General features: G+C 63.0%; 19 protein-coding genes. 9 read left to right on the forward strand and 10 right to left on the reverse strand.

Annotated elements, in window-relative coordinates; all coding sequences use genetic code 11:
* Positions 1 to 47: 47 nt before the first annotated feature.
* Both MOP87_RS20410 and MOP87_RS20415 read left to right on the forward strand, forming a co-directional pair.
* Complete coding sequence (locus tag MOP87_RS20410; RefSeq protein WP_049695297.1) at positions 48 to 938, forward strand: LysR family transcriptional regulator; 891 nt, start codon at positions 48 to 50, stop codon at positions 936 to 938.
* Positions 939 to 1,074: 136 nt separating this feature from the next.
* Positions 1,075 to 2,469 (forward strand): VOC family protein, encoded by a 1,395-nt coding sequence (locus MOP87_RS20415; RefSeq protein WP_145278797.1) that lies wholly within the window; start codon positions 1,075 to 1,077, stop codon positions 2,467 to 2,469.
* A gap of 38 nt (positions 2,470 to 2,507) precedes the next feature.
* Here MOP87_RS20415 and MOP87_RS20420 read toward each other — a convergent pair whose 3' ends face one another.
* Positions 2,508 to 4,406 carry a methyl-accepting chemotaxis protein gene (locus MOP87_RS20420; protein WP_242809940.1) on the reverse strand — a complete coding sequence of 633 codons (1,899 nt, stop codon included), beginning with the start codon at positions 4,404 to 4,406 and terminating at the stop codon, positions 2,508 to 2,510.
* Positions 4,407 to 4,561: 155 nt separating this feature from the next.
* The gene (locus MOP87_RS20425) at positions 4,562 to 5,488 is read right to left on the reverse strand and encodes a LysR substrate-binding domain-containing protein (protein WP_027913388.1); all 927 of its coding nucleotides are present in this window, start codon (positions 5,486 to 5,488) and stop codon (positions 4,562 to 4,564) included.
* A 154-nt stretch (positions 5,489 to 5,642) separates the two neighbouring features.
* Between MOP87_RS20425 and MOP87_RS20430 the strand changes: the two genes are divergently transcribed.
* A complete protein-coding gene (locus tag MOP87_RS20430; protein ID WP_027913387.1) occupies positions 5,643 to 7,031 on the forward strand; it encodes a NorM family multidrug efflux MATE transporter in 1,389 nt (462 codons plus the stop codon).
* A gap of 50 nt (positions 7,032 to 7,081) precedes the next feature.
* Here the strand turns inward: MOP87_RS20430 and MOP87_RS20435 are convergent, their stop codons facing one another.
* Entirely contained in the window at positions 7,082 to 8,749 is a 1,668-nt protein-coding gene (locus MOP87_RS20435) for a bifunctional diguanylate cyclase/phosphodiesterase (RefSeq protein WP_088522820.1), read from the reverse strand.
* A 291-nt stretch (positions 8,750 to 9,040) separates the two neighbouring features.
* On the opposite strand from MOP87_RS20435, the gene rep reads away from it, so the two are divergent.
* Together rep and xpt are read left to right on the forward strand one after the other, a co-directional pair.
* Positions 9,041 to 11,050 (forward strand): DNA helicase Rep, encoded by a 2,010-nt coding sequence (gene rep, locus MOP87_RS20440; protein ID WP_027913385.1) that lies wholly within the window; start codon positions 9,041 to 9,043, stop codon positions 11,048 to 11,050.
* 62 nt (positions 11,051 to 11,112) lie between these two features.
* Positions 11,113 to 11,685, forward strand: coding sequence for a xanthine phosphoribosyltransferase (gene xpt, locus MOP87_RS20445; RefSeq protein ID WP_023532789.1), 573 nt, complete (start codon positions 11,113 to 11,115; stop codon positions 11,683 to 11,685).
* 60 nt (positions 11,686 to 11,745) lie between these two features.
* On the opposite strand, the gene MOP87_RS20450 is transcribed toward xpt, so the two are convergent.
* The 5 genes from MOP87_RS20450 to dadA form a co-directional block, all read right to left on the reverse strand.
* The gene (locus MOP87_RS20450) at positions 11,746 to 13,602 is read right to left on the reverse strand and encodes an acetyl-CoA hydrolase/transferase C-terminal domain-containing protein (RefSeq protein ID WP_111475527.1); all 1,857 of its coding nucleotides are present in this window, start codon (positions 13,600 to 13,602) and stop codon (positions 11,746 to 11,748) included.
* Between the two features lie 263 nt (positions 13,603 to 13,865).
* Positions 13,866 to 14,315: a c-type cytochrome gene (locus tag MOP87_RS20455; protein WP_225806663.1), complete on the reverse strand. Its 450-nt coding sequence runs from the start codon at positions 14,313 to 14,315 to the stop codon at positions 13,866 to 13,868.
* Positions 14,316 to 14,424: 109 nt separating this feature from the next.
* Positions 14,425 to 14,973, reverse strand: coding sequence for a cupin domain-containing protein (locus MOP87_RS20460; protein ID WP_023532512.1), 549 nt, complete (start codon positions 14,971 to 14,973; stop codon positions 14,425 to 14,427).
* A 94-nt stretch (positions 14,974 to 15,067) separates the two neighbouring features.
* On the reverse strand, positions 15,068 to 16,141 hold the full coding sequence (gene alr / locus MOP87_RS20465; RefSeq protein ID WP_027913382.1) for an alanine racemase: 1,074 nt from the start codon (positions 16,139 to 16,141) through the stop codon (positions 15,068 to 15,070).
* An 80-nt stretch (positions 16,142 to 16,221) separates the two neighbouring features.
* Positions 16,222 to 17,526 carry a D-amino acid dehydrogenase gene (dadA, locus tag MOP87_RS20470; protein WP_027913381.1) on the reverse strand — a complete coding sequence of 435 codons (1,305 nt, stop codon included), beginning with the start codon at positions 17,524 to 17,526 and terminating at the stop codon, positions 16,222 to 16,224.
* Positions 17,527 to 17,680: 154 nt separating this feature from the next.
* Between dadA and dadR the strand changes: the two genes are divergently transcribed.
* Positions 17,681 to 18,169, forward strand: coding sequence for a transcriptional regulator DadR (dadR, locus tag MOP87_RS20475; RefSeq protein WP_003258963.1), 489 nt, complete (start codon positions 17,681 to 17,683; stop codon positions 18,167 to 18,169).
* A gap of 22 nt (positions 18,170 to 18,191) precedes the next feature.
* Here dadR and MOP87_RS20480 read toward each other — a convergent pair whose 3' ends face one another.
* A complete protein-coding gene (locus tag MOP87_RS20480) occupies positions 18,192 to 18,545 on the reverse strand; it encodes a YkgJ family cysteine cluster protein (RefSeq protein ID WP_027913380.1) in 354 nt (117 codons plus the stop codon).
* Between the two features lie 102 nt (positions 18,546 to 18,647).
* On the opposite strand from MOP87_RS20480, the gene MOP87_RS20485 reads away from it, so the two are divergent.
* A complete protein-coding gene (locus MOP87_RS20485) occupies positions 18,648 to 19,940 on the forward strand; it encodes an FAD-binding oxidoreductase (RefSeq protein WP_027913379.1) in 1,293 nt (430 codons plus the stop codon).
* Between the two features lie 6 nt (positions 19,941 to 19,946).
* Here the strand turns inward: MOP87_RS20485 and MOP87_RS20490 are convergent, their stop codons facing one another.
* Positions 19,947 to 20,177 (reverse strand): DUF1127 domain-containing protein, encoded by a 231-nt coding sequence (locus MOP87_RS20490; protein WP_027913378.1) that lies wholly within the window; start codon positions 20,175 to 20,177, stop codon positions 19,947 to 19,949.
* Positions 20,178 to 20,353: 176 nt separating this feature from the next.
* Between MOP87_RS20490 and MOP87_RS20495 the strand changes: the two genes are divergently transcribed.
* Positions 20,354 to 21,784 (forward strand): PLP-dependent aminotransferase family protein, encoded by a 1,431-nt coding sequence (locus tag MOP87_RS20495; protein ID WP_242809941.1) that lies wholly within the window; start codon positions 20,354 to 20,356, stop codon positions 21,782 to 21,784.
* Positions 21,785 to 21,842: 58 nt separating this feature from the next.
* Complete coding sequence (locus tag MOP87_RS20500; RefSeq protein ID WP_242809942.1) at positions 21,843 to 23,396, forward strand: phospholipase D family protein; 1,554 nt, start codon at positions 21,843 to 21,845, stop codon at positions 23,394 to 23,396.
* Positions 23,397 to 23,406: the final 10 nt, after the last annotated feature.

A 23,406-nucleotide genomic window follows, 5' to 3' on the forward strand; every position in this document is an offset into this window, starting at 1 on the left:
TCCGCATATCATTCCGTCAGGTAATGACTCGAGCCCTTGAGAACGCTATGTCAAAACGTCTGGTGCCTTCCATGACCGCCCTGCAGTGCTTCGAAGCTGCAGCCCGTCACTTGAGCTTCACCCGAGCCGCCGAAGAGCTGCACTTGACCCAGAGTGCGGTCAGCAAGCAGGTCGCGCAGCTTGAAGACCTGTTGCGTCACCATCTTTTCCTGCGCATTCGCCGACGTTTACAACTCACGCCAGCCGGCAGCCTCTATCTGGCCGAGGTGAACAAGATCCTCACGCAGGTCGATATGTCCAGCCGCTATGTGCTGACCTACGGGGAGCAGACCGAGATCCTGAAGGTCGCGACGCAGCCGAGCTTTGGTGTGCGGTGGCTGATCCCCCACCTCAAGGGCTTCGGCCGGCGGCACAGCAACATTCACTTGGACATCCGCAACGAAATGGAGCCCTTCTCGCTGTTGCAGGGCTCGGCCGACGTCGTGTTCTTCTACGGCCAGGGCACCTGGCCGGGGGCCAGCTGCATCGAGCTGTTCGGTGAAGAAGTGGTGCCGGTGTGCTCGCCAGAGTTACTGGCCGGCCGTGACCTGGCCAGTGCCGAGGCATTGACCGACCTGGTGTTGCTGCAAAGCACTTCACGGCCGGAAGCCTGGCACGAATGGTTCCTGGAGCAGGACCTGCAAAGCGTCAGCGCCTACCACGGCCCACGCTTTGACACCTTCTACATGGCACTGAGCGCTGCCCAGGCCGGCTGCGGGGTAGCGCTGGTGCCGCGCTACCTGGTCGCAAAGGAGTTGGCCGAAGGCAGCCTGGTCATGCCTTGGAACCATGCGATGCGCAGTGCCGGCGCGCACTACCTGGCGTACGCCGAACATGCCGCAGAAGTGCCCAAGGTGCGGGCGCTGGTGGATTGGATCGGTGAGCAGTTGCAGGCCTGATGCTCTAGACAGGCGTAGCGCCCTAGCCCGCCTACGTCGATCAAAAAAGGAATGACACACCTACTTTTTTTCGCTTGTAGACCGGGTGCATTCCCCGCTTTCATGTAAAGGTCAGCCATCAACCAGGAATCCAGCGATGCCCGCCCATGATTTCGTCAGCCCCGACAGCATCCGTGCGCAGTTTTCTGCCGCCATGTCGCTCATGTACAAACAGGAAGTGCCGTTGTACGGCACGCTGCTTGCGCTGGTGAGCGAAATCAACCAGCAGGTGATGGCCGAGCAGCCAGAAGTGACGCAGGCGCTGCGCTGGACCGGGGAGCTCGAACGGCTGGACCATGAACGCCACGGGGCCATCCGAGTAGGTACGGCCCAGGAGTTGGCGACCATCGCGCGACTTTTTGCGGTCATGGGCATGCAGCCGGTGGGCTACTACGACCTCAGCAGTGCTGGGGTGCCGGTGCACTCCACCGCGTTCCGTGCCGTGCACGAGCAGTCGCTGCACGTCAGCCCGTTCCGCGTCTTCACCTCGCTGTTGCGCTTGGAGCTGATCGACAACCTGCAGTTGCGGGAAATGGCCAAGGATATCCTGGCCAAACGCCAGATCTTCACCCCTCGCGTACTCCATCTGATCGAGCAGCACGAACGCGATGGCGGCTTGAATGCCGCAGATGCTCAGGCTTTCGTACAGCAAGCCCTGCAGACCTTCCGCTGGCACCACGACGCCACCGTCACCGCCGAGCAATACCAGCAGCTGCACGACCAGCACCGCCTGCTTGCCGATGTGGTCGCGTTCAGGGGTCCGCACATCAACCACCTGACTCCGCGCACCCTGGACATCGATGCCATCCAGCTCGGCATGCCAGCCAAGGGCATCACGCCCAAGGCCGTGGTCGAAGGCCCCCCTCCCCGCCGCCACCCAATCCTGCTGCGCCAGACCAGCTTCAAGGCCCTGCAGGAAAAGGTCGCATTCTGCGGTCAGCACGGTAGCGAAGGCAGCCACACCGCGCGCTTTGGGGAAATCGAGCAACGTGGCGCGGCGTTGACACCGAAGGGGCGCCAGCTCTATGACAAGCTGCTCGACACGACGCGTGTCGCATTGGGGGGTGCGCCCGTCGAGGCCAATGCCGCACGGTACATGGCGATACTCACCGACACCTTCGCCGCCTTCCCGGACGACCTGGCGCAGATGCGTGAACAGGGCCTGGCGTATTTTCGCTACTTCGCCACCGAGAAAGGCCTGGCCGCGCGCGATAAGCAAGGCAGGCCAACTACCCTGCAAGGGCTGATCGACGCAGACCACGTGCATTTCGAGGCGCTGGTGTACGAGGATTTCTTGCCGGTAAGCGCCGCAGGGATCTTCCAGTCCAACCTGGGCGACGATGCCCAGGCCGAGTACGGCAGCAACGCCAACCGCGCGGCCTTCGAAGCGGCGCTGGGGCTGCAGGTGCAGGATGAACTGGCGCTGTATGCGCAAAGCGAGCGCCGCTCGCTGCAGGCCTGCGCCCAGGCATTGAACCTGGTATCGCTGTAAGGCGACAGAGTGAAGGGGCACGTGGGTGCCCCAGCGTGTCAGCGGAAGCGGTCCACTTCCTGACGCAACTGCGCAGCCAATCCTTCCAGCTCCCGCGCTGTGAGTGCCAGCTCGTTGGCCACCTCGCGCTGCTCACCGTTAGCCTGGGCGATGCTCTGCAAATTGCGGCTCAGCACGGTCGCTGTGCTGCTTTGCTCCTGGGTCGCCGTACTGATCACGGCAAACTGCTCACCCGCCGCACGGCTTTGTTCGTCGATGCGGGCAAGTGCTTGCGCGACCTTGTCGTTACGCTCAAGGCCGTCCTGCATCAGCTGGTTACTCTGCTCCAGTGTGGTGATGGCGTGCCCGGTCTGCTGCTGGATGCTGGTGATCATGCCGGATATTTCATCGGTGGCCTGGCGGGTTCGCGCTGCCAGGCCACGCACCTCGTCAGCCACCACGGCAAAGCCACGCCCCTGCTCACCGGCACGGGCCGCTTCGATGGCAGCGTTCAAGGCCAACAGGTTGGTCTGCTCAGCGATGGCGGTGATGACGCTGATGATGCTGCCGATCTCTTGCGAACATGCACCCAGGCTGTTCATGACCGTGGCGGTACCACCCAGGGCATCGGCGATCTGCTTGAGCGAGTGCGACGCTTCTTCCATGGCGCCGCGGCCCACGCGGGTCTGCTGGGCATTGTCGCGGGCCATGCGCTCGGTGCCAGCCATATTGTCGGCGATGTTCATGGACGTGGCGCTGAACTCTTCCACCGCGCCTGCCATGCTGGTGATTTCGCCCGATTGCTGGTCCATGCCCACACAGGCGCCAGCCGACAGGCCTGACAGCGAGCGGGCGCGGGTGCTAACTTGCTCGGAGGCACTGCGGATGTGCTCGACCATGTTTGAGAGCGCTTCACCCATCGTGTTGAAGCTGCGTGCCAACTGTCCGATTTCATCGTGGCTGGTCACGTTCAGCCGTGCGTTAAGGTCACCCGCTCCGAGCGCTTGGGCCTGCCGTACCAAGTCATCCAGCGGGCGCAGCTTGCGCCTGAGCAACCACAGCGTGGCAGCCACGGCCATGAGCATGGCCAGCACGCTGCCGACGGCAAGGCGCAGGCCCACGCTCCAGGTTACCTCGCGGATCTCCGCCAGGGGCATGCTCGCAACCACCGTCCAGGGCCCTTCGGAAAAGGGCGCCGTCGCACTGTACAGCGGCTGCTCGGCATTGGCCGGCGCCACCAGCCACTGGCCCTTTTCATCCTGCAGTGCCAATGAACCGGTCTGGCCAATGCGGAAGCGTTTGAGGTTGGCGAACTGGGCGTTCTGCGCATCGGTGTAATCGAAACCCACGAACAGCACCGCAATCACCCGGCCATTACCGTCGGTCATCGGCACGTAGCGCGTCATGTAGTTGCGGTCGAACAACACGGCACGGCCAACGTACAGCTGCCCGGCCAGTAACTTGGTGTAGGCGGGGTGCTGGCGGTCGAGCTGGGTACCGATGGCGCGGCTGCCGTCCTGTTTCTTCAGGTTGGTGCTGATGCGCACGAAATCGTCGCCACTGCGCACGAACACCGTGGCGATACCGGCCGTCATCTGCTGGAAGTCGTCCACCTGCTGGAAGTCATTGTTCAAGAGCTGATCGCCCAGGTACAGGGCCGGCGTTGCCTGCCCTGCGATCTGCACGGTCTGCCCTGCATGCACCGACAGCCCTGATGCAAAGCGTCGCTCGAACAAGCCGCTCAAGCGCTGGGTATTGTCCTTGAGCGAGCCGTGGAACGTGTCAAGCTGGTCAGCCAGCAAGCGCGCCTCACTGGCCAGGTGGGCCTGACGCGTGGCGAGGTTGGCATCGTCCAGTGAACGCAGGGCAAAAAGGGTACTGCCGGAAATCACCAGCGCCAGCACGATGGCGAGGGCGATACCGAGTTGCGAGGCAATCCGGGCACGCGGTTGAGGCATGAACAAGCTCCTGGCAAGAGGCCGGGATCATCCTGATCACGCTGACCGCCCGCTTTTATTTGACGGAAAGCGCGCCCTCTTCCGGGACGCTGGTGCCACTTGATCGGCGTTGGTGCTGAATACTTGAGTGTCGGACCGGGATATAGCGCTCGCAATCAAAGGGCTGGCAGGATCACCACCTCGGGTAGCGCCATGGCAGCCACCTCTGCTTGCAGGAAGGCACTGAGGCGGCGCAGCCGCTCGCCGCCCGGTCGGGTCCGCGGCCATACCAGGTAGTAGTCCAAGCCGCTGGGGACCGCCGTGGGCCATGGCAGGCTCATGCGCCCCTGCGCCACATCTTCGGCCACCATGATCAGGTCGCCAATCGAAACACCGTAGCCACGGGCCGCTGCAATCATGCCCAGTTCCAGCGTGTCGAACACCTGGCCGCCCTTGAGCGAAACCCTGCTACCCAGGCCCAGGCGTTCCAGCCACACTCGCCAGTCGCGCTTGTCCATTGTGGGGTGCAGCAGTTCGCTGCTCGCAAGGCGCGCCGCGCACCAAGGCCCGTCATCCAGCAGCCCTGGTGCGCCCACCGGCACCAGCAGTTCGGGGAACAGCTTGCGCACCTCCCACTCCGCCGGGAACACCCCATCGCCCAGCAGCACCGCGCAATCGAAAGGTTCCTGGTTGAAGTCCACATGGTCGACGTCCATCCAGGCACTGGTCAGTTGCACTTCATTGCCAGGCTGCAGCCGACGGAAGCGGCTCAGCCGGGCCAGCAACCAACGCATGGTCAGGGTGGACGGCGCCTTCATGCGCAGCATGTCGTCTTCACCGCGCAACGTGTCACAGGCACGCTCAAGCGCGGCAAAGCCTTCGCGCACACCCGGTAGCAGCACCCGCGCCGCTTCGGTCAGTTGCAGGCTGCGGCCACTGCGCGTGAACAGGCGGCAGGCAAAGTGATCCTCCAGCGTGCGAATGTGCCGGCTGACCGCGCTTTGGGTAATGGACAACGCTTCGCCAGCACGGGTGAATGAGTTCAATCTCGCCGCGGCTTCGAATGCACGCAGCGCATACAGGGGCGGCAGCTTGCGGGTCATGAGATTCCTTGTTCGGTGGAGAAGCGGCGACCTGCGCATCATATCGCCATGATTAAAACTCATGCCAATGATCGCATTTATCCTTTTGTTAAAAGCTGACCCAAGCCTCAGAATCGCCCTTCGTCCGCCATTGTCTTTGCCAAGGATCACATCCATGCACGTCGCACCTACGCTCGAGCTCAAGGCATTACTGCGCTTGGCAGGCCCACTGATCGCCTCGCAGCTGGCGCACATGCTCATGGTACTGACCGACACCCTGATGATGGCACGCATCAGCCCGCAGGCCCTGGCCGGGGGCGGATTGGGCGCGGCGGGCTATTCGTTCGTGTCCATCTTCTGCCTGGGCGTCATCGCGGCGGTTGGCACCCTGGTAGCCTTCCGCAGGGGCGCCAATGACATCGAGGGCGCCACACGGCTGGCGCAAAGCGGTCTGTGGCTGGCCTGGGGCCTGGCCCTGTTCGCGGCGCTGGTGCTGTGGAACCTCGAACCTGTCCTGCTGCTCTTCGGGCAACAGCCTGACAACGTGGCCTCGGCGGCCGAGTTTCTCACCCTGCTGCCGCTGGCTTTGCCGGGCTACCTGACCTTCATGGCCTTGCGCGGCTTCACCAGCGCCCTGGGCCGCTCTACGCCGGTGATGGTCATCAGCCTAGTGGGTACCGTACTCAACTACTTGCTGAACGTTGCACTGATCGAGGGCATGTTCGGCCTGCCCAAGCTTGGCTTGATGGGCATCGGCCTGGTCACTGCGGTGGTCTCGATGGGCATGGCCATTGCCCTGGCGCTGTATATCCGCTGGCACCCGGCCTATGCGGCCTACCCACTGCGCAAAGGCCTGTCACGGCCATCGCTGCCAGCGTTGGGCGAGCTGTGGCGGCTGGGCCTGCCGATCGGCGGCACCTACATGGTGGAGGTAGGGCTGTTCGCCTTCGCGGCGCTGTGCATGGGCGTGCTGGGCAGTACCGAGTTGGGCGCGCACCAGATCGCCCTGCAGATCGTGTCGACCGCCTTCATGGTGCCCACTGGCCTGTCCTATGCCGTGACCATGCGCGTGGGCCATTACTACGGCGCGGGCAACTTGCTCGCAGCGCGCAGCGCAGGCCGGGTGGGTATCGGCTTCGGAGCCATGCTGATGTTCGCCTTCGCTGCCCTGTTCTGGTTGCTGCCAGACGCACTGGTAGGGCTGTTCATCGACCGGGCCGACCCGGCGTTTGCCGCCATCTTCCAACTGGCGGTCCAGCTGCTGATGGTCGCCGCCTGGTTCGAGCTCTTCGATGGCGTGCAGACCATCGCCATGGGCTCTATTCGCGGGTTGAAGGACGCCAAGACCACGTTCCTGATCGGGCTGGTGTGCTATTGGCTCATCGGGGCACCCAGCGCCTGGTTGTTCACCTTCGTCTTCGGCGGGGGCGCGGTGGGCGTCTGGTGGGGGCTGGCATTGGGGCTGGCGTGCGCCTCGGTGGCACTGACCTTCGGCTTCGAGTGGCGCATGCGGCGGTTGCTACGCCACGCCGGGACAAGCGCCGCAACGGCCACACCTGCCTGATGTCAACGACTTGATGTGGATTTGCGCATTGGCCAAGGGGGCGCGGCTGGCTAGCCTGCAAACCCCACCTGGCGATGGGACGCCTGGCGCAGGAACGGGATCAGCGCGTCTACCGGCAGGGGCTTGCTGACCAGGAAACCCTGTACCTGGTTGCAGCCAAACCCGCGCAGCAACGCCAATTGCGCTTCGCTTTCGACGCCCTCGGCCACCACTTCGAGGTTGAGATTGTGGGCCAGGTTGATCATGGCATGCACCAGCTTGCGGTTCTCTTCGCGCATTTCCATCTGCGCAACGAAACTGCGGTCCACCTTGAGCAAGGTGATCGGCAGGCTGTTGAGGTGCACGAACGAAGAAAACCCTGTGCCAAAGTCGTCCAGCGAGAAGCGCACGCCCAGGCGCCCCAGTGCATCCATGGTCTGACGCACCCGCTCATTGCGCCGCATCACGGCCGTTTCGGTCAGCTCGAATTCCAGCCAGTGAGCATCGACACCGTACTCGGCGATCAGCCGGCTCAAGGTCGCCAGCAGCTGGCTGTCCTGGAACTGCCGGAAACTGAGGTTGACCGCCATGTGCAATGGCGCAAGCCCTTGGGTGTTCAGGGCCTGCATGTCGCGCAGAGCACGGGCGATGACCCAGTAACCCAGCGGCACGATCAGCCCGCTCTGCTCGGCCAGCGGCACGAACTCACTGGGCGGCAGCAAGCCCCGTTCGGCGTGGCGCCAGCGCACCAGCGCTTCGAGACCGACGACCCGCCCATCCGCCAGGTTCAGGCGCGGCTGATAGTGAAGTTCCAGCTCGTCACGGCGCAAGGCCCGGCGCAGCTCGCTTTCGAGATCGGCCAGGCTGCGTGCGTGGCGATTGATGCGCTCGTTGAAGACATGGAAGGTACAGCCCTGGATGGCCTTGGCCTGGCGCATGGCGATGTGCGCATGCCACATCAGCGGGTCGGCGCCGCCCTGGGCGCGGGCGTGGGCCAGCCCCAGGCTGCAGCCGAGCAGCAGGCTTTCGCCATCGACCCAGTAGGGCTCGGCCAATGCCTCCACGATGCGCTCGGCCATCCACTCGGCCCGCCCTGGGTCGCGGCGGGTGTCGATCAGCAAGGCGAACTCGTCACTGCCCAGGCGTGCCAGCTGGTCGCCTGCTTCGAGCTGATGCTTCAGACGTAGCACCACCTGCAGAATGAGGCGATCCCCACTCTGGTGCCCCAAGGCGTCATTGACGTGGCGAAAGTTGTCCAGGTCCAGATGCCCCAAGGCAACGCCGCGCCCGTCATGGTCGGCCAGGCGCGTGGCCAGCAAGGCCTGAAAGCCCTGGCGGTTGGCGATGCCGGTCAAAGGGTCTTGTTCGGCCAAGCGCTGCAGGGTGGCCACCAGTGCACCTCGCTCGCGCACGTGGCGCAGGCAGCGACGCAGGCTGTCGCCATTGAGTTGGTCGCTCACCAGCCAGTCACTGACGCCGCCTGGCGCCGCCTCGGGTTCGCTGTGCAGCAGCAGGATGGTCGGCAGGTCACAGCGACCGGGTGCTGGCCGCAAGGCCGGCGTGGTCAGCACCACGGCCTGCCGGTCGCGGCTGAACAGACTGTCGACGGCATCCCAGTCGGGTGCCGTGAGCAGTACGGCCGTGCCCTTCAAGGCCGGCATGCACGCGTGCAGCAAGGCCGCCCACTCGGGCTCACTGGCCAACAGCAGCAAACGCATAGGTTCGACAGGCGCGGACAAGACGGCTCCTTAAAGCTCGACGATGCAAACGTTGACCGATAATGAGCCCAACGCAATTAATGGAAATGATTTTCACTCTTAAAAGCGGTTTTGGACAGCCTGGTCCGACGTATTTTGTCGTGCATCCTGCGCGAAAGCGGACAAACCGGCAAATACGATTTTTTCAGGCGCAAGTATTAGTGACGCTAATGATCGTTTCGAAAGTCTGACTCGAACGTCAGACGGTCACGCCACGAACACGCATGCCTGTTAGAATGCGCGGCTATTTTCTGGCGACCCCCGGTTTCTAGCATGTCCCGACTCAATCCCCGGCAGCAGGAAGCCCGTGACTATGTCGGCGGCCCTCTTTTGGTGCTCGCCGGTGCAGGTTCGGGCAAGACCAGCGTCATCACGCGCAAAATTGCCCACCTCATCCAGAACTGCGGTATTCGCGCCCAGTACATCGTGGCCATGACCTTCACCAACAAGGCCGCCCGCGAGATGAAGGAGCGGGTTGCCAGCCTGCTGCGTCCGGGCGAAGGCCGAGGGCTGACGGTCTGCACGTTCCACAACCTGGGCCTGAACATCATCCGCAAGGAGCACGACCGCCTGGGCTACAAGCCTGGGTTCTCGATCTTCGACGAATCGGATATCAAGGCCCTGCTGTCGGACATCATGCAGAAGGAGTACTCCGGCGACGACGGCATCGACGAAATCAAGAACATGATCGGTGCCTGGAAGAACGACCTGATCCTGCCTCCCGAGGCCCTTGAGAAGGCACGCAACCCGCGCGAGCAGACCGCTGCGGTCGTCTACACCCACTATCAGCGCACGCTCAAGGCGTTCAACGCCGTGGACTTCGACGACCTGATCCTGCAGCCGGTCAAGTTGTTCCAGGAAAACCCCGAGGTGCTCGAGCGCTGGCAGAACCGCGTGCGTTATCTGCTGGTCGACGAATACCAGGACACCAACGCCAGTCAGTACCTGCTGGTGAAGATGCTGATCGGCATGCGCAACCAGTTCACCGTCGTGGGCGACGACGACCAGTCGATCTACGCCTGGCGCGGCGCGCGTCCTGAGAACCTGATGCTGCTCAAGGAGGATTACCCCTCCCTGAAAGTGGTCATGCTGGAGCAGAACTACCGCTCCACCAGCCGCATCCTGCGTTGCGCCAACGTGTTGATCGCCAACAACCCGCACGCATTCGAGAAACAGCTCTGGAGCGAGATGGGCGTTGGTGACGAGATCCGGGTGATCCGTTGCAAGAACGAGGACGCCGAGGCCGAACGCGTGGCGATGGAAATCCTCACGCTGCACCTGCGCACCAACCGTCCCTACAGCGATTTCGCCATCCTGTACCGCGGTAACTACCAGGCCAAGCTGATCGAGCTGAAGTTGCAGCACCACCAAGTGCCTTACCGTCTTTCCGGCGGCAACAGCTTCTTCGGCCGTCAGGAAGTCAAAGACCTCATGGCCTATCTGCGCCTGCTGGTAAACCCTGACGACGACAACGCCTACTTGCGGGTCATCAACGTGCCGCGCCGGGAAATCGGCTCGACCACCCTGGAAAAGCTCGGCAACTATGCCACCGGCCGGGGTGTCTCGATGTATGCCGCCAGTGAGGAACTGGGGCTGGGCGAGCACCTGGATGCGCGCTACACCGAGCGCCTGCAGCGCTTCAAGCATTGGCTGGACGGCGTGCGCCACAAGGTGGCGCTGGATGATCCCATCGCCGCCCTGCATGAAATGATCCGCGACATCGACTACGAGAACTGGATCCGCCAGCAGACCGCCAGCGATAAGGCAGCGGAGTTTCGCATCAGCAACGTCTGGTTCCTGGTCGAAGCGCTTAAGAACACCCTCGAGAAGGACGAAGAGGGTGACATGACCATCGAGGACGCCATCGGCAAGTTAGTGCTGCGCGATATGCTCGAACGCCAGCAGGAAGAGGAAGAAAACGCCGACGGTGTGCAGATGATGACCCTGCACGCGTCCAAGGGCCTGGAATTTCCCTACGTGTTCATCATGGGCATGGAGGAGGAGATCCTGCCTCACCGCTCCAGCATCGAGGCCGACACCATCGAGGAAGAGCGCCGCCTGGCTTACGTGGGCATCACCCGCGCACGCCAGACGCTGGCGTTCACCTTCGCCGCCAAACGCAAGCAATACGGGGAAATCATCGACTGCACGCCTAGTCGCTTCCTCGACGAGCTGCCCCCCGAAGACCTGTCCTGGGAAGGACTGGACGATGCCCCGGTCGAGGTCAAGGCCGCACGCGGCAACAATGCCCTGGCCGACATCCGGGCGATGCTCAAACGCTGATCAACCATTACTCTTAAACACTGCCGCTGTTTGCGGCCATTTTTGTTCCGAGGAATACCATAGTGGAAGCACTGCATCAGAAGATTCGCGAAGAAGGCATCGTGCTTTCCGACCAGGTTCTCAAAGTCGATGCGTTTCTCAACCATCAGATCGACCCGGCGCTGATGCAGCTGATCGGTGACGAGTTCGCCCGCCTGTTCGCCGATGCCGGCGTGACCAAGATCGTCACCATCGAGGCGTCGGGTATCGCGCCTGCGGTGATGACCGGGCTGAAGCTGGGTGTGCCGGTGATCTTCGCACGCAAGCACCAGTCGCTGACCCTCACCGAGAACCTGCTGACGGCTTCTGTGTATTCGTTCACCAAGCAGACCGAGAACACCGTGGCCATTTCGCCGCGCCACCTGAGCAGCAGCGACCGGGTGCTGGTCATGGATGACTTCCTGGCCAACGGCAAGGCGTCCCAGGCGCTGATCTCGATCATCAAGCAGGCCGGAGCGACCGTGGTAGGGCTGGGGATCGTGATCGAGAAATCGTTCCAGGGCGGGCGCGCCGAGCTGGATCGCCAAGGCTATCGCGTGGAGTCGCTGGCGCGGGTGAAATCGCTGGAAGGCGGTGTGGTCAGCTTCATCGAGTGAGGCGGCACTGGCTCGCTTACATCCGGGCCACAAGGGGCTGCGCGGCAGCCCCTGTCGTCTTCAGGTCGCCGCCAGGCCTGCCAACAGCAACCGTTGGTACAGCTCTTCCTTGAGCCCCTGAGGCTGGTCAAGCTGCATCCGTGCCAGATGCCGCTCATACCCTTGGGGCCCTGGCGCGTCCAGCGCGGCTTTGCCCAGCTCAAGCGCCTCGCTGAGCTTGAACTTGCTTTTCAACCAGTTCAGCGCCCGTAACAAGTCCTGCTCTTCAGCCGTGAAGTCGGTCCCCATGGGGTACTCCGGGAACAGCTGTGGATGCTGCGCCCGGACTGCGGCCAGGCGCTGCGGCGTGTTATCGGCAAAACGCCTGTCGAGCTGAAAATCTTCCGCCAGCTTGCCAGCGTCCCTGGCCTGCTCGATGAGGCTTTGCTGGAACCGGGAGTCACACACCGCAAGCAATCGCGCAATGACCTCACTGTCGGTCTGCCCCCTGAGGTCAGCGATGCCATATTCGGTCACCACGATATCGCGCAGGTGGCGGGGAATGGTGCAATGGCCGTAGTTCCAGAAAATGTTCGATGAAACCTCGCCACCCGCTTCGCGCCAACTGCGCAGCAGCAGTATCGAGCGGCCACCTTCCAGCGCGTGCCCCTGGGCAACGAAGTTGTACTGCCCACCTACCCCGCTCAGCACGCGCCCGTCTTCGAGCTGATCGGCCACACCCGCGCCGAGCAGGGTCATGCCGAACACCGTATTGATGAAGCGTGCGTCCTGTCGCTGAGCACGCTTGAGCTGTTCATCACCGTAGAGCTCATTGACGAAGCCGATACCGGTCATGGCAAACCGCGCACGCTGCTCCAGGCTCATGTCGCGCAGGCGCTGGTAGAACGCTTGCGGGCCGAGGAAGAACCCTCCGTGCAGGACTACCCCTTGCTCATCGACAGCACGCCGCAGCAAGCCTGCTTCGGCCAGCGCCAGCAGCCCGTTGACGAACATCTCGCTACAGCCATATAGCCCATGCTCGAAGGGCGCGAGCCCGCCTTCCCGCTCGATCAAGGCCTGCGCGGTACTCGCGCCAAGGCTGTCGAGCGCTGCGCGGTAAGCAACGTTATCGCTCTGGCGAGCGAGCAGCGCGGCGGCAACCGCATCGCCCATGGCACCAATCCCGATCTGCAAGGTACCCCCGTCACGCACCAGGCTGCTGGCATGCAGGCCGATGCAGTGGTCCTGCGTGGTGACCGGCATGTTGGGCGTCGAAAACAATTGGCGCTGCTCGGCTTCGTCCAACAGCAGGTCGAAGGCATCCATTGGCAGCTCGGCATCACCGGGCATGTACGGCAACTGCGCATGCACCTGGCCCAGCATCAGAATGGTCTCGCCAGCGGCGCGGCGGCGTTCGACCATGGGTAACAGGTCCAGGGTGATGTCCGGGTTGCAGGCCAGGCTCAGGTGGACGGGCCGCTCCGGCGTAGCCGCCACCAGTTGGGCGATCAGGTTCAGGCCCTTGGCATTGATGTCTCGCGCGGCATGGCTGTAGTTGCTGCTGACGTAATCCTGTTGGGCCGATTCACTGGCAAGCAGGCTGCCGGGCTGCATGAAGAACTGTTCTACGCGAATGTTTGGCGGCAGGCTGTCATTGCGCAGGTCGGCCAGGTAGTGAAGCTCTTCGTAGTCGCCGAACACGCGCTCCACGAAGGGCTCGAGCAAGCGTCGCTGCAAGCCATCCCCGAGCGCCGGTCGACCCAGGGAAAGGGCCGTATAGATCGTCAGACGGCGTTCGGGCAATTCGCGGATGCGGGCATAGAGGGCGTTGACGAAAGCATTGGGTTTGCCCAGGCCCAGCGGCAGGCCCATGTGGATATGGGTTGGCAGGCGTGACAGGATCTGTTCGACGGCCTGGTCGATGGAGCTGAGGTGCATCGAGGCCTCCTGGTTCGTGCTTGGGTTCAGGAGGTTCGACAGGCAGGTAGACAGGTTGGTTGCCTGGACGGTAAGAGGAAGCCGCAGCCACCTGGGGTCTGGATAACTCGGTGGTCTTCAGCCACAGCGTAGGTCCACGCGTACGCGGTGCCTGAGCGCTCTCGCCGGGGCGCCGGACCGGCCGCGATGGGCCGCGAAGCGGCCCCGGCAAGGCAAGAGGCGAAGCTAGAATACTGGGACTGCTACGCGGCACATTGCGGTATTTACAGGCCAGACATCTTCTGAATAGCGGCCTTGAGCTCATCATCCGAGCAATCCGCGCAGGTGCCCTTCGGCGGCATGGCGTTGATGCCCGTGATGGCCTTGGCCAGGATGCCATCCAACCCACCCTGGTGGTCGGCACGCTCCTTCCAGGCTGCGTTGTCGCCCACTTTCGGCGCGCCGAGCAGCCCCGTGCCATGGCAGGCCGTGCAATGCTTGGCGATGATGTCATCCGGCGTCCTGGCAGACCCGGCACCCGTGCTGGCGGACACGGCCATGCCCTTGCATTCCTGGCCCTGGATACACACCTTGCCGACCGGCTCCAGGCGCTTGGCGATATCGTCGTTGGTCGCAGCGGTAGCGGTGATTGCCCACAGGGCCAGTACGGCGGCCGGGATGGCCAGCATCTTCTTGACTTGATTCACGCGAACACCCTCATGGTGGCTAATCATGCTCGCGGCCACGGATCCTCGAGCGCCGAAAAGTATAACGACAAGCCCGAGGCCGGGAAACGACCCTACACAGGAAAGGGGTATTGACGCGTCAATGCACTGCGCTGGATCAAAAGTTCGAGGGGGTAGCGGCACTGATCAAGCGTGCTGGCTGTTCGAACGGGTTGCGAAAACGGTGCGGGCGGGTGCTTTCGAAGTAGTAGCTGTCGCCTGCTTCGAGAATGAACAGCTCGGTACCGACCACCAACTCCAGGCGGCCTTCGAGCAGGATGCCGGTCTCTTCGCCATCATGGGTCAGCATTTCGGCGCCGGTGTCGGCGCCAGGCGGGTACACCTCGGTCAGAAAAGCGATGGCGCGGTTACGGTGCGATTTGCCAACCAGCTTCATGGTCACCGCACCATCGGAGATGTCGATCAGTTCGTGGGCCTTGTAGACGATTTGCGCAGGGCTCTCGGGTTCGAGCTCGACGGAAAAGAACTCGACCATGGACATGGGAATGCCGCTCAGTACCTTGCGCAGCGAACTGATCGATGGGCTCACACTGTTCTTCTCGATCATCGAGATGGTGCTGTTGGTAACGCCCGCGCGCTTGGCGAGTTCACGCTGGGACAGGCCCTTGAGCGTGCGGATGGCTTGCAGTCGTTCGCCGACGTCCAAAGCTGGAGCCTCCTGAGACGGGTATGCGGGTGGATGTGAACGATATCATGGCAACGCCGTTCAGTATTTACAACACACCACCCGCCCTGACGCCTTAGTCCCCCACGTATTCCCGGGGCACCCGCTTGAGGTTGCAGAAGATCTGGTAAGGGATAGTACCGGCCTGGCTCGCCACCTCAGTGGCATGGACCTGCTTGCCCCACAGTTCGACTGGGCTGCCGACCGTCGCTTGGGGCACGTCGGTCAGGTCGATGCTCAGCATGTCCATCGACACGCGACCAATGAGCGGGGCTCGACTGCCGGCAACGATGACCGGCGTGCCGTTGGGCGCCTGGCGCGGGTAACCGTCGGCGTAGCCCATGGCAACCACGCCTACACGGGTGGGCCGCGTGCTGACGAACGTGGCGCCGTAACCCACCGGCTCGCCGGCCGGCAGCTCCCGCACACTGATGACCCGCGACTGCAGTGTCATGACCGGCTGCAGGCGTTGGGCGTGTGCTTGAGGCATGTCGAACGGCGTGGCGCCATAGAGCATCAGGCCTGGCCGTACCCAATCACCGGCTGCCTGGGGCCAACCCAGCACGGCTGGGGAGTTGCGCAGGCTGCACTCTGCAGCCAAGCCCTGGCGCGCGGTTTCGAACACGGCAATCTGCTCGCTCGTGGCCTTAGCATCCAATTCATCGGCACGGGCGAAATGGCTCATGAGCACGATGCGCCCTACCTTGCCGCTGGCCAGCAGGCGCTCATAGGCATCGCGATAATCCTTGGGATGCAGCCCTACACGGTGCATGCCGGTATCGAGCTTGAGCCAGACGGTGAGTGGGCTGTGCAGCGGGCTTTTCTCGATGGCCTCCAACTGCCAGGCCGAATGCACGACGCACCACAGGTCATGTTCGACGATCAATGGCAGCTCACTGGCTTCGAAGAAGCCCTCCAACAGCAGTACTGGGCTCCTGATGCCGGCCGCACGCAGCTCCAGTGCCTCTTCGATGCAGGCCACGGCAAACCCGTCCGCCTCGGGCTCGAGCGCCAACGCGCAGCGCACGGCACCGTGACCGTAGGCGTCGGCCTTGATCACGGCTAGCGCCTTGGCGCCGGTCAGTTCACGGGCGAGACGGTAATTATGGCGCAGGGCCTGGAGGTCGATCAGGGCACGGGCGGGGCGCATGCGGCTGCCTTAAAAGTCATACGGGTTGAAATCGAAGCTGGGGCACGCGCAGGTCATTCGCGAGCACCCCAATGGATGGCTTACTGCTGATGGGCAGGCGAACCATGCCCGTGACGGGCCACTTCGCGGCTGCTGCCATAGCGCGAGATGTCCAGCCCTTGTGCACTGATCTGCGGTTTCTTGCGCGCGATCAGGTCAGCCAGCAGGCGACCCGAGCCACAGGCCATGGTCCAGCCCAGCGTGCCGTGCCCTGTGTTGAGGAACAGGTTACTGAAGGCGGTTGCACCCACGATGGGGGTACCGTCTGGCGTCGCGGGACGCAGTCCGGTCCAGAAACTGGCTTGGCTCAAATCACCGCCGCGAGGATAAAGGTCGTTGACGATCATCTCCAGCGTTTCACGTCGACGGGGGTTGAGCGACAGGTCAAAGCCCGCGATTTCAGCCATGCCCCCAACACGGATACGGTTGTCGAAACGGGTGATGGCGACCTTGTAGGTCTCGTCGAGGATGGTCGAGGCAGGCGCCATGTCGCCGTTGGTGATGGGCACGGTCAGGGAGTAACCCTTCAACGGATAGACCGGCGCCTTGATACCCAAGGGCTTGAGCATCTGCGGCGAATAGCTGCCCAATGCCAGCACATAGCGGTCGGCGGTTTCGAGCTTGCCATCGATCCAGACACCGTTGATGCGGTCACCTGCATGATCCAGACGCTGGATATCCTGCCCGAAGCGGAACTCCACGCCCAGGTTCCGGGCCATTTCCGCCAACTTGGTGGTGAACAACTGGCAATCGCCGGTCTGGTCGTTAGGCAGGCGCAGGGCGCCGGCGAGGATGCCCTTCACACTGGCCAGGGCAGGTTCGACGCGGGCGATGCCATCGCGATCGAGCAATTCATAAGGCACGCCTGATTGCTCGAGCACGGCAATATCCTTGGCAGCTGCATCGACCTGGGCCTGGGTACGGAACAGCTGGGTAGTGCCCAGGCTACGGTTCTCGTACGCGATTCCGGTTTCGGCGCGCAGTTCGTCGAGGCAGTCGCGGCTGTACTCGGACAACCGCACCATGCGCTCCTTGTTCACGGCATAGCGGTTGGCCGTGCAGTTACGCAGCATCTGCGCCATCCACAGGTACTGGTCCACGTCACCGGTCAGCTTGATGGCAAGCGGAGCGTGACGCTCGAGCAACCACTTCACGGCTTTTAGAGGCACCCCTGGCGCCGCCCACGGTGAGGCATAGCCGGGCGAGATCTGGCCGGCGTTGGCGAAGCTGGTTTCCATGGCCACCGCTGGCTGGCGGTCCACCACCGTCACTTCGAACCCTTGCCGGGCCAGGTAATAGGCACTGGCGGTTCCAATCACGCCGCTACCAAGTACCAGAACTCGCATCGTTTCTTTCCCCTCGCGCACTGCCGCAGTGTGTTGTTGGACTGCCATTGATGGGCGAAGTATAGGAATTCGTGAGCAGTGCAATTCACTATATAAAAGCCTATTATTGGCGAGAATTCTCGGCACAATGGCCTTTCACGGAGGGGCATCCCCTATGAGAACCCAGCATCAAAGTAAGCGTGAGCTGGACAAGATCGACCGGAACATCCTGCGCATCCTGCAGAACGACGGGCGTATCTCCTTCACCGAATTGGGCGAGAAGGTCGGCCTCTCCACCACGCCGTGCACCGAGCGCGTACGTCGGCTGGAACGTGAAGGCATCATCATGGGCTACAACGCGCGCCTGAACCCACAGCACCTCAAGGGCAGCCTGCTGGTGTTCGTGGAAATCAGCCTGGACTACAAGTCTGGCGATACCTTCGAGGAGTTTCGTCGGGCAGTGCTCAAGCTGCCGCACGTGCTCGAATGCCACCTGGTTTCCGGCGACTTCGACTACCTGGTCAAGGCGCGCATTTCGGAAATGGCTTCGTATCGCAAGCTGCTTGGCGACATCCTGCTCAAGCTGCCCCACGTGCGTGAGTCCAAAAGCTACATCGTGATGGAGGAGGTGAAGGAAAGCCTCTGCCTGCCAATCCCGGACTGACGCCGGGCTCTACCGCGAACGCCTAGACCAGCACTTGCCGGGTGGTAGCAATGAACTGGTGCACCAGCTGCTCGGCCGCAGGGTCGATCATGGGTTCGGGCCCACGACCGCGTGGGCAGGCCAGGCGTGGGGTGGTGCCGAACAGGCGGCAGATCATTGGCCGCTCTTCATATACCGTGCAGCCCTGGGGCCCCAAATGCACGCAGTCCAGGCGCTCCAGGGCAGCGTCCTGTTCGGCCTGGGATTTGCGCGGCAGCCGAGCCATCTCTTGCGCCGAGGTAGTGACCGGTCCGCAGCAGTCATGGCAGCCGGGCTCGCATTCGAACGACGGGATGAGTTCGCGCAGGAAGTGGATTTTGTGGCGATCGCAGGACATGACTAGGCACAGGCTGAAAATGTTCGCCCATTATAGGCCGGTTGCCCGCCCTGGGCCTGCGGCTTATCCTCCCGTTCCAGCCCATGCACCAGGACGCGTCCAATGATCCACAGCGCGCAGCACGCCGCTTCTTATTACGCCGCCAGCAGCGCGCCTCACCCTGATCATGCCTTTCTGCAGGGTGATCACACCGCCGATGTGTGCATCGTCGGCGGTGGCTACTCTGGTCTGAACACGGCCCTGGAGTTGGCCGAGCGTGGCTTCTCGGTGATCCTGCTCGAAGCGCGCAAGATCGGCTGGGGCGCCAGTGGGCGCAACGGTGGGCAGTTGATCCGCGGGGTCGGCCATGGCCTGGAGCAGTTCCTGCCGGTCATCGGCGAGCAGGGCGTTCGCGACATGCAACGGATGGGATTGGAGGCCGTGCAGATCGTGCGCGACCGTGTAGCGCAGCACGCCATCGCCTGTGACCTGGTCTGGGGCTATTGCGACCTGGCCAACAAGCCGGCGCAAATGGCGGGCCTGGCCGAAGAGGCCGAACACTTGCGCAGCCTGGGTTACGCCCACGAACTGCGGCTGGTCGCAAAGGATGACATTCACGACGTGGTGGGCTCGCAGCGCTATGCAGGCGGGCTGGTGGACATGGGTTCTGGCCACTTGCACCCCCTCAACCTGGCCTTGGGCGAAGCCGCGGCAGCCGCGCGCCTGGGCGTGAAACTCCACGAGCAGTCCGAGGTGACCCGCATCGACTATGGCCCCCAGGTGCAGGTACACACTGCCCAAGGCCGGGTCCGGGCGCAAACGCTGGTCCTGTGCTGCAACGCCTACCTCAATGGGTTGCACGGTGAGCTGGGCGGCAAGGTATTGCCCGCCGGCAGTTACCTCATCGCTACCGAGCCGCTGGGTGAAGCGCGTGCACGTTCGCTGCTGCCACAGAACATGGCCGTGTGCGACCAGCGGGTGGCGCTGGACTACTACCGCCTGAGCGCAGATCACCGGTTGCTGTTCGGCGGCGCTTGCCATTATTCCGGGCGCGACCCAAAGGATATCGCCGCCTACATGCGGCCCAAGATGCTGCGGGTGTTCCCTCAACTGGCGGACGTCCGCATCGACTACCAGTGGGGTGGCATGATCGGGATCGGCGCCAACCGCCTGCCCCAGGTAGGCCGTCTGCCCGATCAGCCCAACGTCTACTACGCCCAGGCCTACGCAGGCCACGGGCTGAACGCGACCCATCTGGCCGCCCGGCTGCTCGGGGAGGCCATCAGTGGCCAGCAAAGCGGGCGCTTCGACCTGTTCGCCAAGGTGCCACACATGACGTTCCCAGGCGGCAAGCACTTGCGCTCACCTTTACTGGCATTGGGCATGCTGTGGCACAGGCTCAAGGAGCTGGCCTGAAAGCGGTCAAGGCCTCCAGAACGGCTTGCGGCCTTCCGAGCGCGCCTCTTGCCAGCTGAGCCCCACATCACGCAATTCATGGTCGCTCAACTGGAGCAGCGCCCTGCGGGTGTGCCAGCGGCGCAGCATCAACTGCAAGCGACTCGAAGCCTTTGGCGTAGCGTGGGTTTCGCTTCGCTGCAGGGCCTCTTTATCGCCTACCGACGGTTCAATGCGCACATCGCTCAAGCTTCCCATCGCTGCTGTCTCCCTTTCGATGACAATGTGGGGACAGCATGCAGGGTGCATGGCCTGACAATACAGATCCAAAAAAGCGTTATTATTTGGATACAGATCGGGCTTCCAGGTAACTGAATGCAGCCTTTTCAATCAATCTGTATGGTGCGTTACCCGGCGCAGCCCAGGAGTATGACGTGACGCTCTACCTGAACCTTGCCGAGGTACTCGGCGCGCGCATCGAACAGGGCCTCTATCGCCCCGGCCAGCGGCTGCCATCGGTGCGCGCACTAAGCGTGGAGCACGGGGTAAGCCTGAGCACCGTGCAACAGGCCTACCGCATGCTCGAAGACAGTGGCATGGTCTCGCCACGGCCAAAATCCGGCTATTTCGTGAGCGATCACCGCCACCTGCCGGCCTTGCCTGCGGTCAGCCGACCCGCCCAGCGCCCCGTGGACATCTCCCAGTGGGAGCAGGTACTGGAACTGGTGCGCAGTACTCCGCAGCCAGGGGTGATACAGCTTGGACGGGGCATGCCAGACATCGAGAGCCCTACCCTCAAGCCGCTGTTGCGCAGCCTCGCCCGACTCAGCCGTCGGCAGGACATGCCCGGGCTGTATTACGACAATATCCACGGCAACCTGGCCTTGCGTGAACAGGTGGCACGCCTGGCCCTGGACTCCGGTTGCAGGCTCTCCCCCTCGGAGCTGGTGGTGACGACAGGCTGTCACGAAGCCCTGTCGTGCAGCATCCGCGCCGTGTGCGAGCCTGGCGATATCGTTGCGGTGGACTCGCCCAGCTTCCATGGCGCCATGCAGACGCTCAAGGGCCTGGGCATGAAGGCGCTGGAGATCCCCACGGACCCGGTGACGGGCATCAGCCTCGAGGCGCTCGAACTGGCCCTCGAGCAGTGGCCGATCAAGCTCATCCAGATCACCCCAAGTTGCAACAACCCGCTGGGCTACATCATGCCCGAGGCTCGAAAAAAGGCCCTGTTGAAGCTTGCACAGCGCTACGACGTGGCCATTCTCGAGGACGATGTCTACGGTGACCTGGCCTACACCTACCCTCGGCCACGAACGGTCAAGTCATTCGATATGCAAGGCCGCGTGCTGTTGTGCAGTTCATTTTCAAAGACCCTTGCCCCCGGCCTGCGTGTCGGTTGGGTAGCGCCCGGACGCTACCTGGAGCGGGTCCTGCACATGAAGTACATCAGCACAGGCAGCACCGCCAGTCAGCCTCAATTGGCGGTGGCGGACTTCATCGCCAACGGGCACTACCAGCCCCATGTGCGACGGATGCGTAGCCAGTACCAACGCAGCCGTGAGTTGATGAGCGACTGGGTGACCCGGTATTTCCCACCCGGCACCCGCGTAAGCCGTCCGCAAGGCGCCTTTATGCTGTGGGTGGAATTGCCGGAACATTTCGATACCTTGCAACTCAATCACGCCTTACTGGAACAGGGCGTACAAGTGGCCGTGGGCAGCATCTTTTCCGCTTCCGGCAAGTTCCGTCATTGCCTGCGCATGAACTTCGCCGCCAGGCCCACAGCGCAAATCGAGGCGGCGGTGCGCAAGGTGGGTGAGACCGCCCAACGCTTGCTGGACGAGGACATCGTCGCGACGTAACTTTGCGTTGCCTGCCACTGTCCAACCCCAAAGCCCTGCTGCACAGGACGATCCACCGTTGAAACTCCAGCGAGCCCTACCCTTGCTGCTGACGCTGCTGCTCGGCGTCGGCGGCTGCGCCAGCGTCGATACGCCGCGCCAAACCAGCCAAGCCCTGCCGGCCGATGGTTCGGCGTTCGGCCGCTCGGTGTTGCGCCAGGCAGCACCTTATGAAGGCCGTTCCGGCTTTCGCCTGCTCCCCAACAGCAACGAGGCTTTCCGGGCGCGCGCCGAGCTGATACGCAATGCACAGGCCAGCATCGACGTGCAGTACTACATCGTCCATGACGGGCTCAGCACCCGCGCCCTGGTCCATGAACTGTTGCGGGCGGCAGACCGGGGGGTGCGGGTACGCATCCTGCTGGACGACACCACCAGTGACGGCCTGGATGCAATCATGGGCACCCTCGCCGCCCACCCGAACATCCAGATCCGCGTGTTCAACCCCCTGCACCTGGGACGCGCCACCGGGGTCACGCGCGCCATGGGCCGGTTGCTCAACCTGTCGCGTCAGCACCGGCGCATGCACAACAAGCTGTTCCTGGTGGACAACAGCATGGCCATCGTCGGCGGGCGAAACCTGGGCGACGAGTACTTCGATGCCGAGCCCAACCTGAACTTCACCGACATCGATCTGCTGGGTGTGGGCCCTATAGCAGAGCAGTTGGGACACAGTTTCGATCAGTACTGGAACAGCGCCCTGAGCCGCCCGATCACCGACTTCCTCTGGCACCAGCCCAATGCCAGCGACCTGCGCACCAGCCGCCATCGGCTGGAGGTCTCGCTGGCCGAAGCCAGAACTCGGCGCAAGGTCTTGTATGACCGCCTGATGGCCTATCAATCCCAGCCGCGGCTGGACACCTGGCGCAACGAACTCATATGGGCCCATGCCCAGGCGCTGTGGGACGCACCCAGCAAGGTGCTGGCCGATGACGAGCCTGACCCACAGCTGCTGCTGACACGGCAACTTGGCCCTGACCTGCGCGATGTGCGTCACGAACTGATTCTGGTCTCGGCTTATTTCGTGCCCGGCGAACCAGGGCTGCTTTACCTCACTCAGAGCGCCGACGCGGGCATTTCGGTAAAGCTGTTGACCAACTCGCTGGAGGCTACCGATGTGCCTGCCGTACACGGCGGTTATGCCCCTTACCGCAAGGCATTGCTGGAGCACGGGGTGAAGCTATACGAAATGCGCCGCCAACCCGGGGACCCCAGCGCGGGCAAGCTGAGTTTTCATGGCAGCTCCAATTCCAGCCTGCACAGCAAGGCGATCGTGTTCGACCGTCACAAGACGTTCATTGGCTCGTTCAATTTCGATCCGCGCTCGGTGTTGTGGAACACCGAAGTCGGCGTGTTGGTCCACAGCCCCGAACTTGCCGAATACACCCGTGCGCTGGCGGTGCAGGGCATGGCACCGGCCCTGAGCTACCAGCCTGAGCTCGTCGGCGGCAAGCTGGTCTGGGTGACCGAGGAGGACGGACAGCGGCGGGTGCTCACGTCAGAGCCTGGTAGCCTGTGGCGGCGGTTCAATGCCTGGATCAGCAAGGCGGTCGGGCTGGAAAAGATGCTCTAGCGCTGCGCAG

This window comes from Pseudomonas sp. I3-I5 (genome assembly GCF_022699445.1).
In the GTDB taxonomy this organism is placed as follows: Bacteria; Pseudomonadota; Gammaproteobacteria; order Pseudomonadales; family Pseudomonadaceae; genus Aquipseudomonas; species Aquipseudomonas fulva.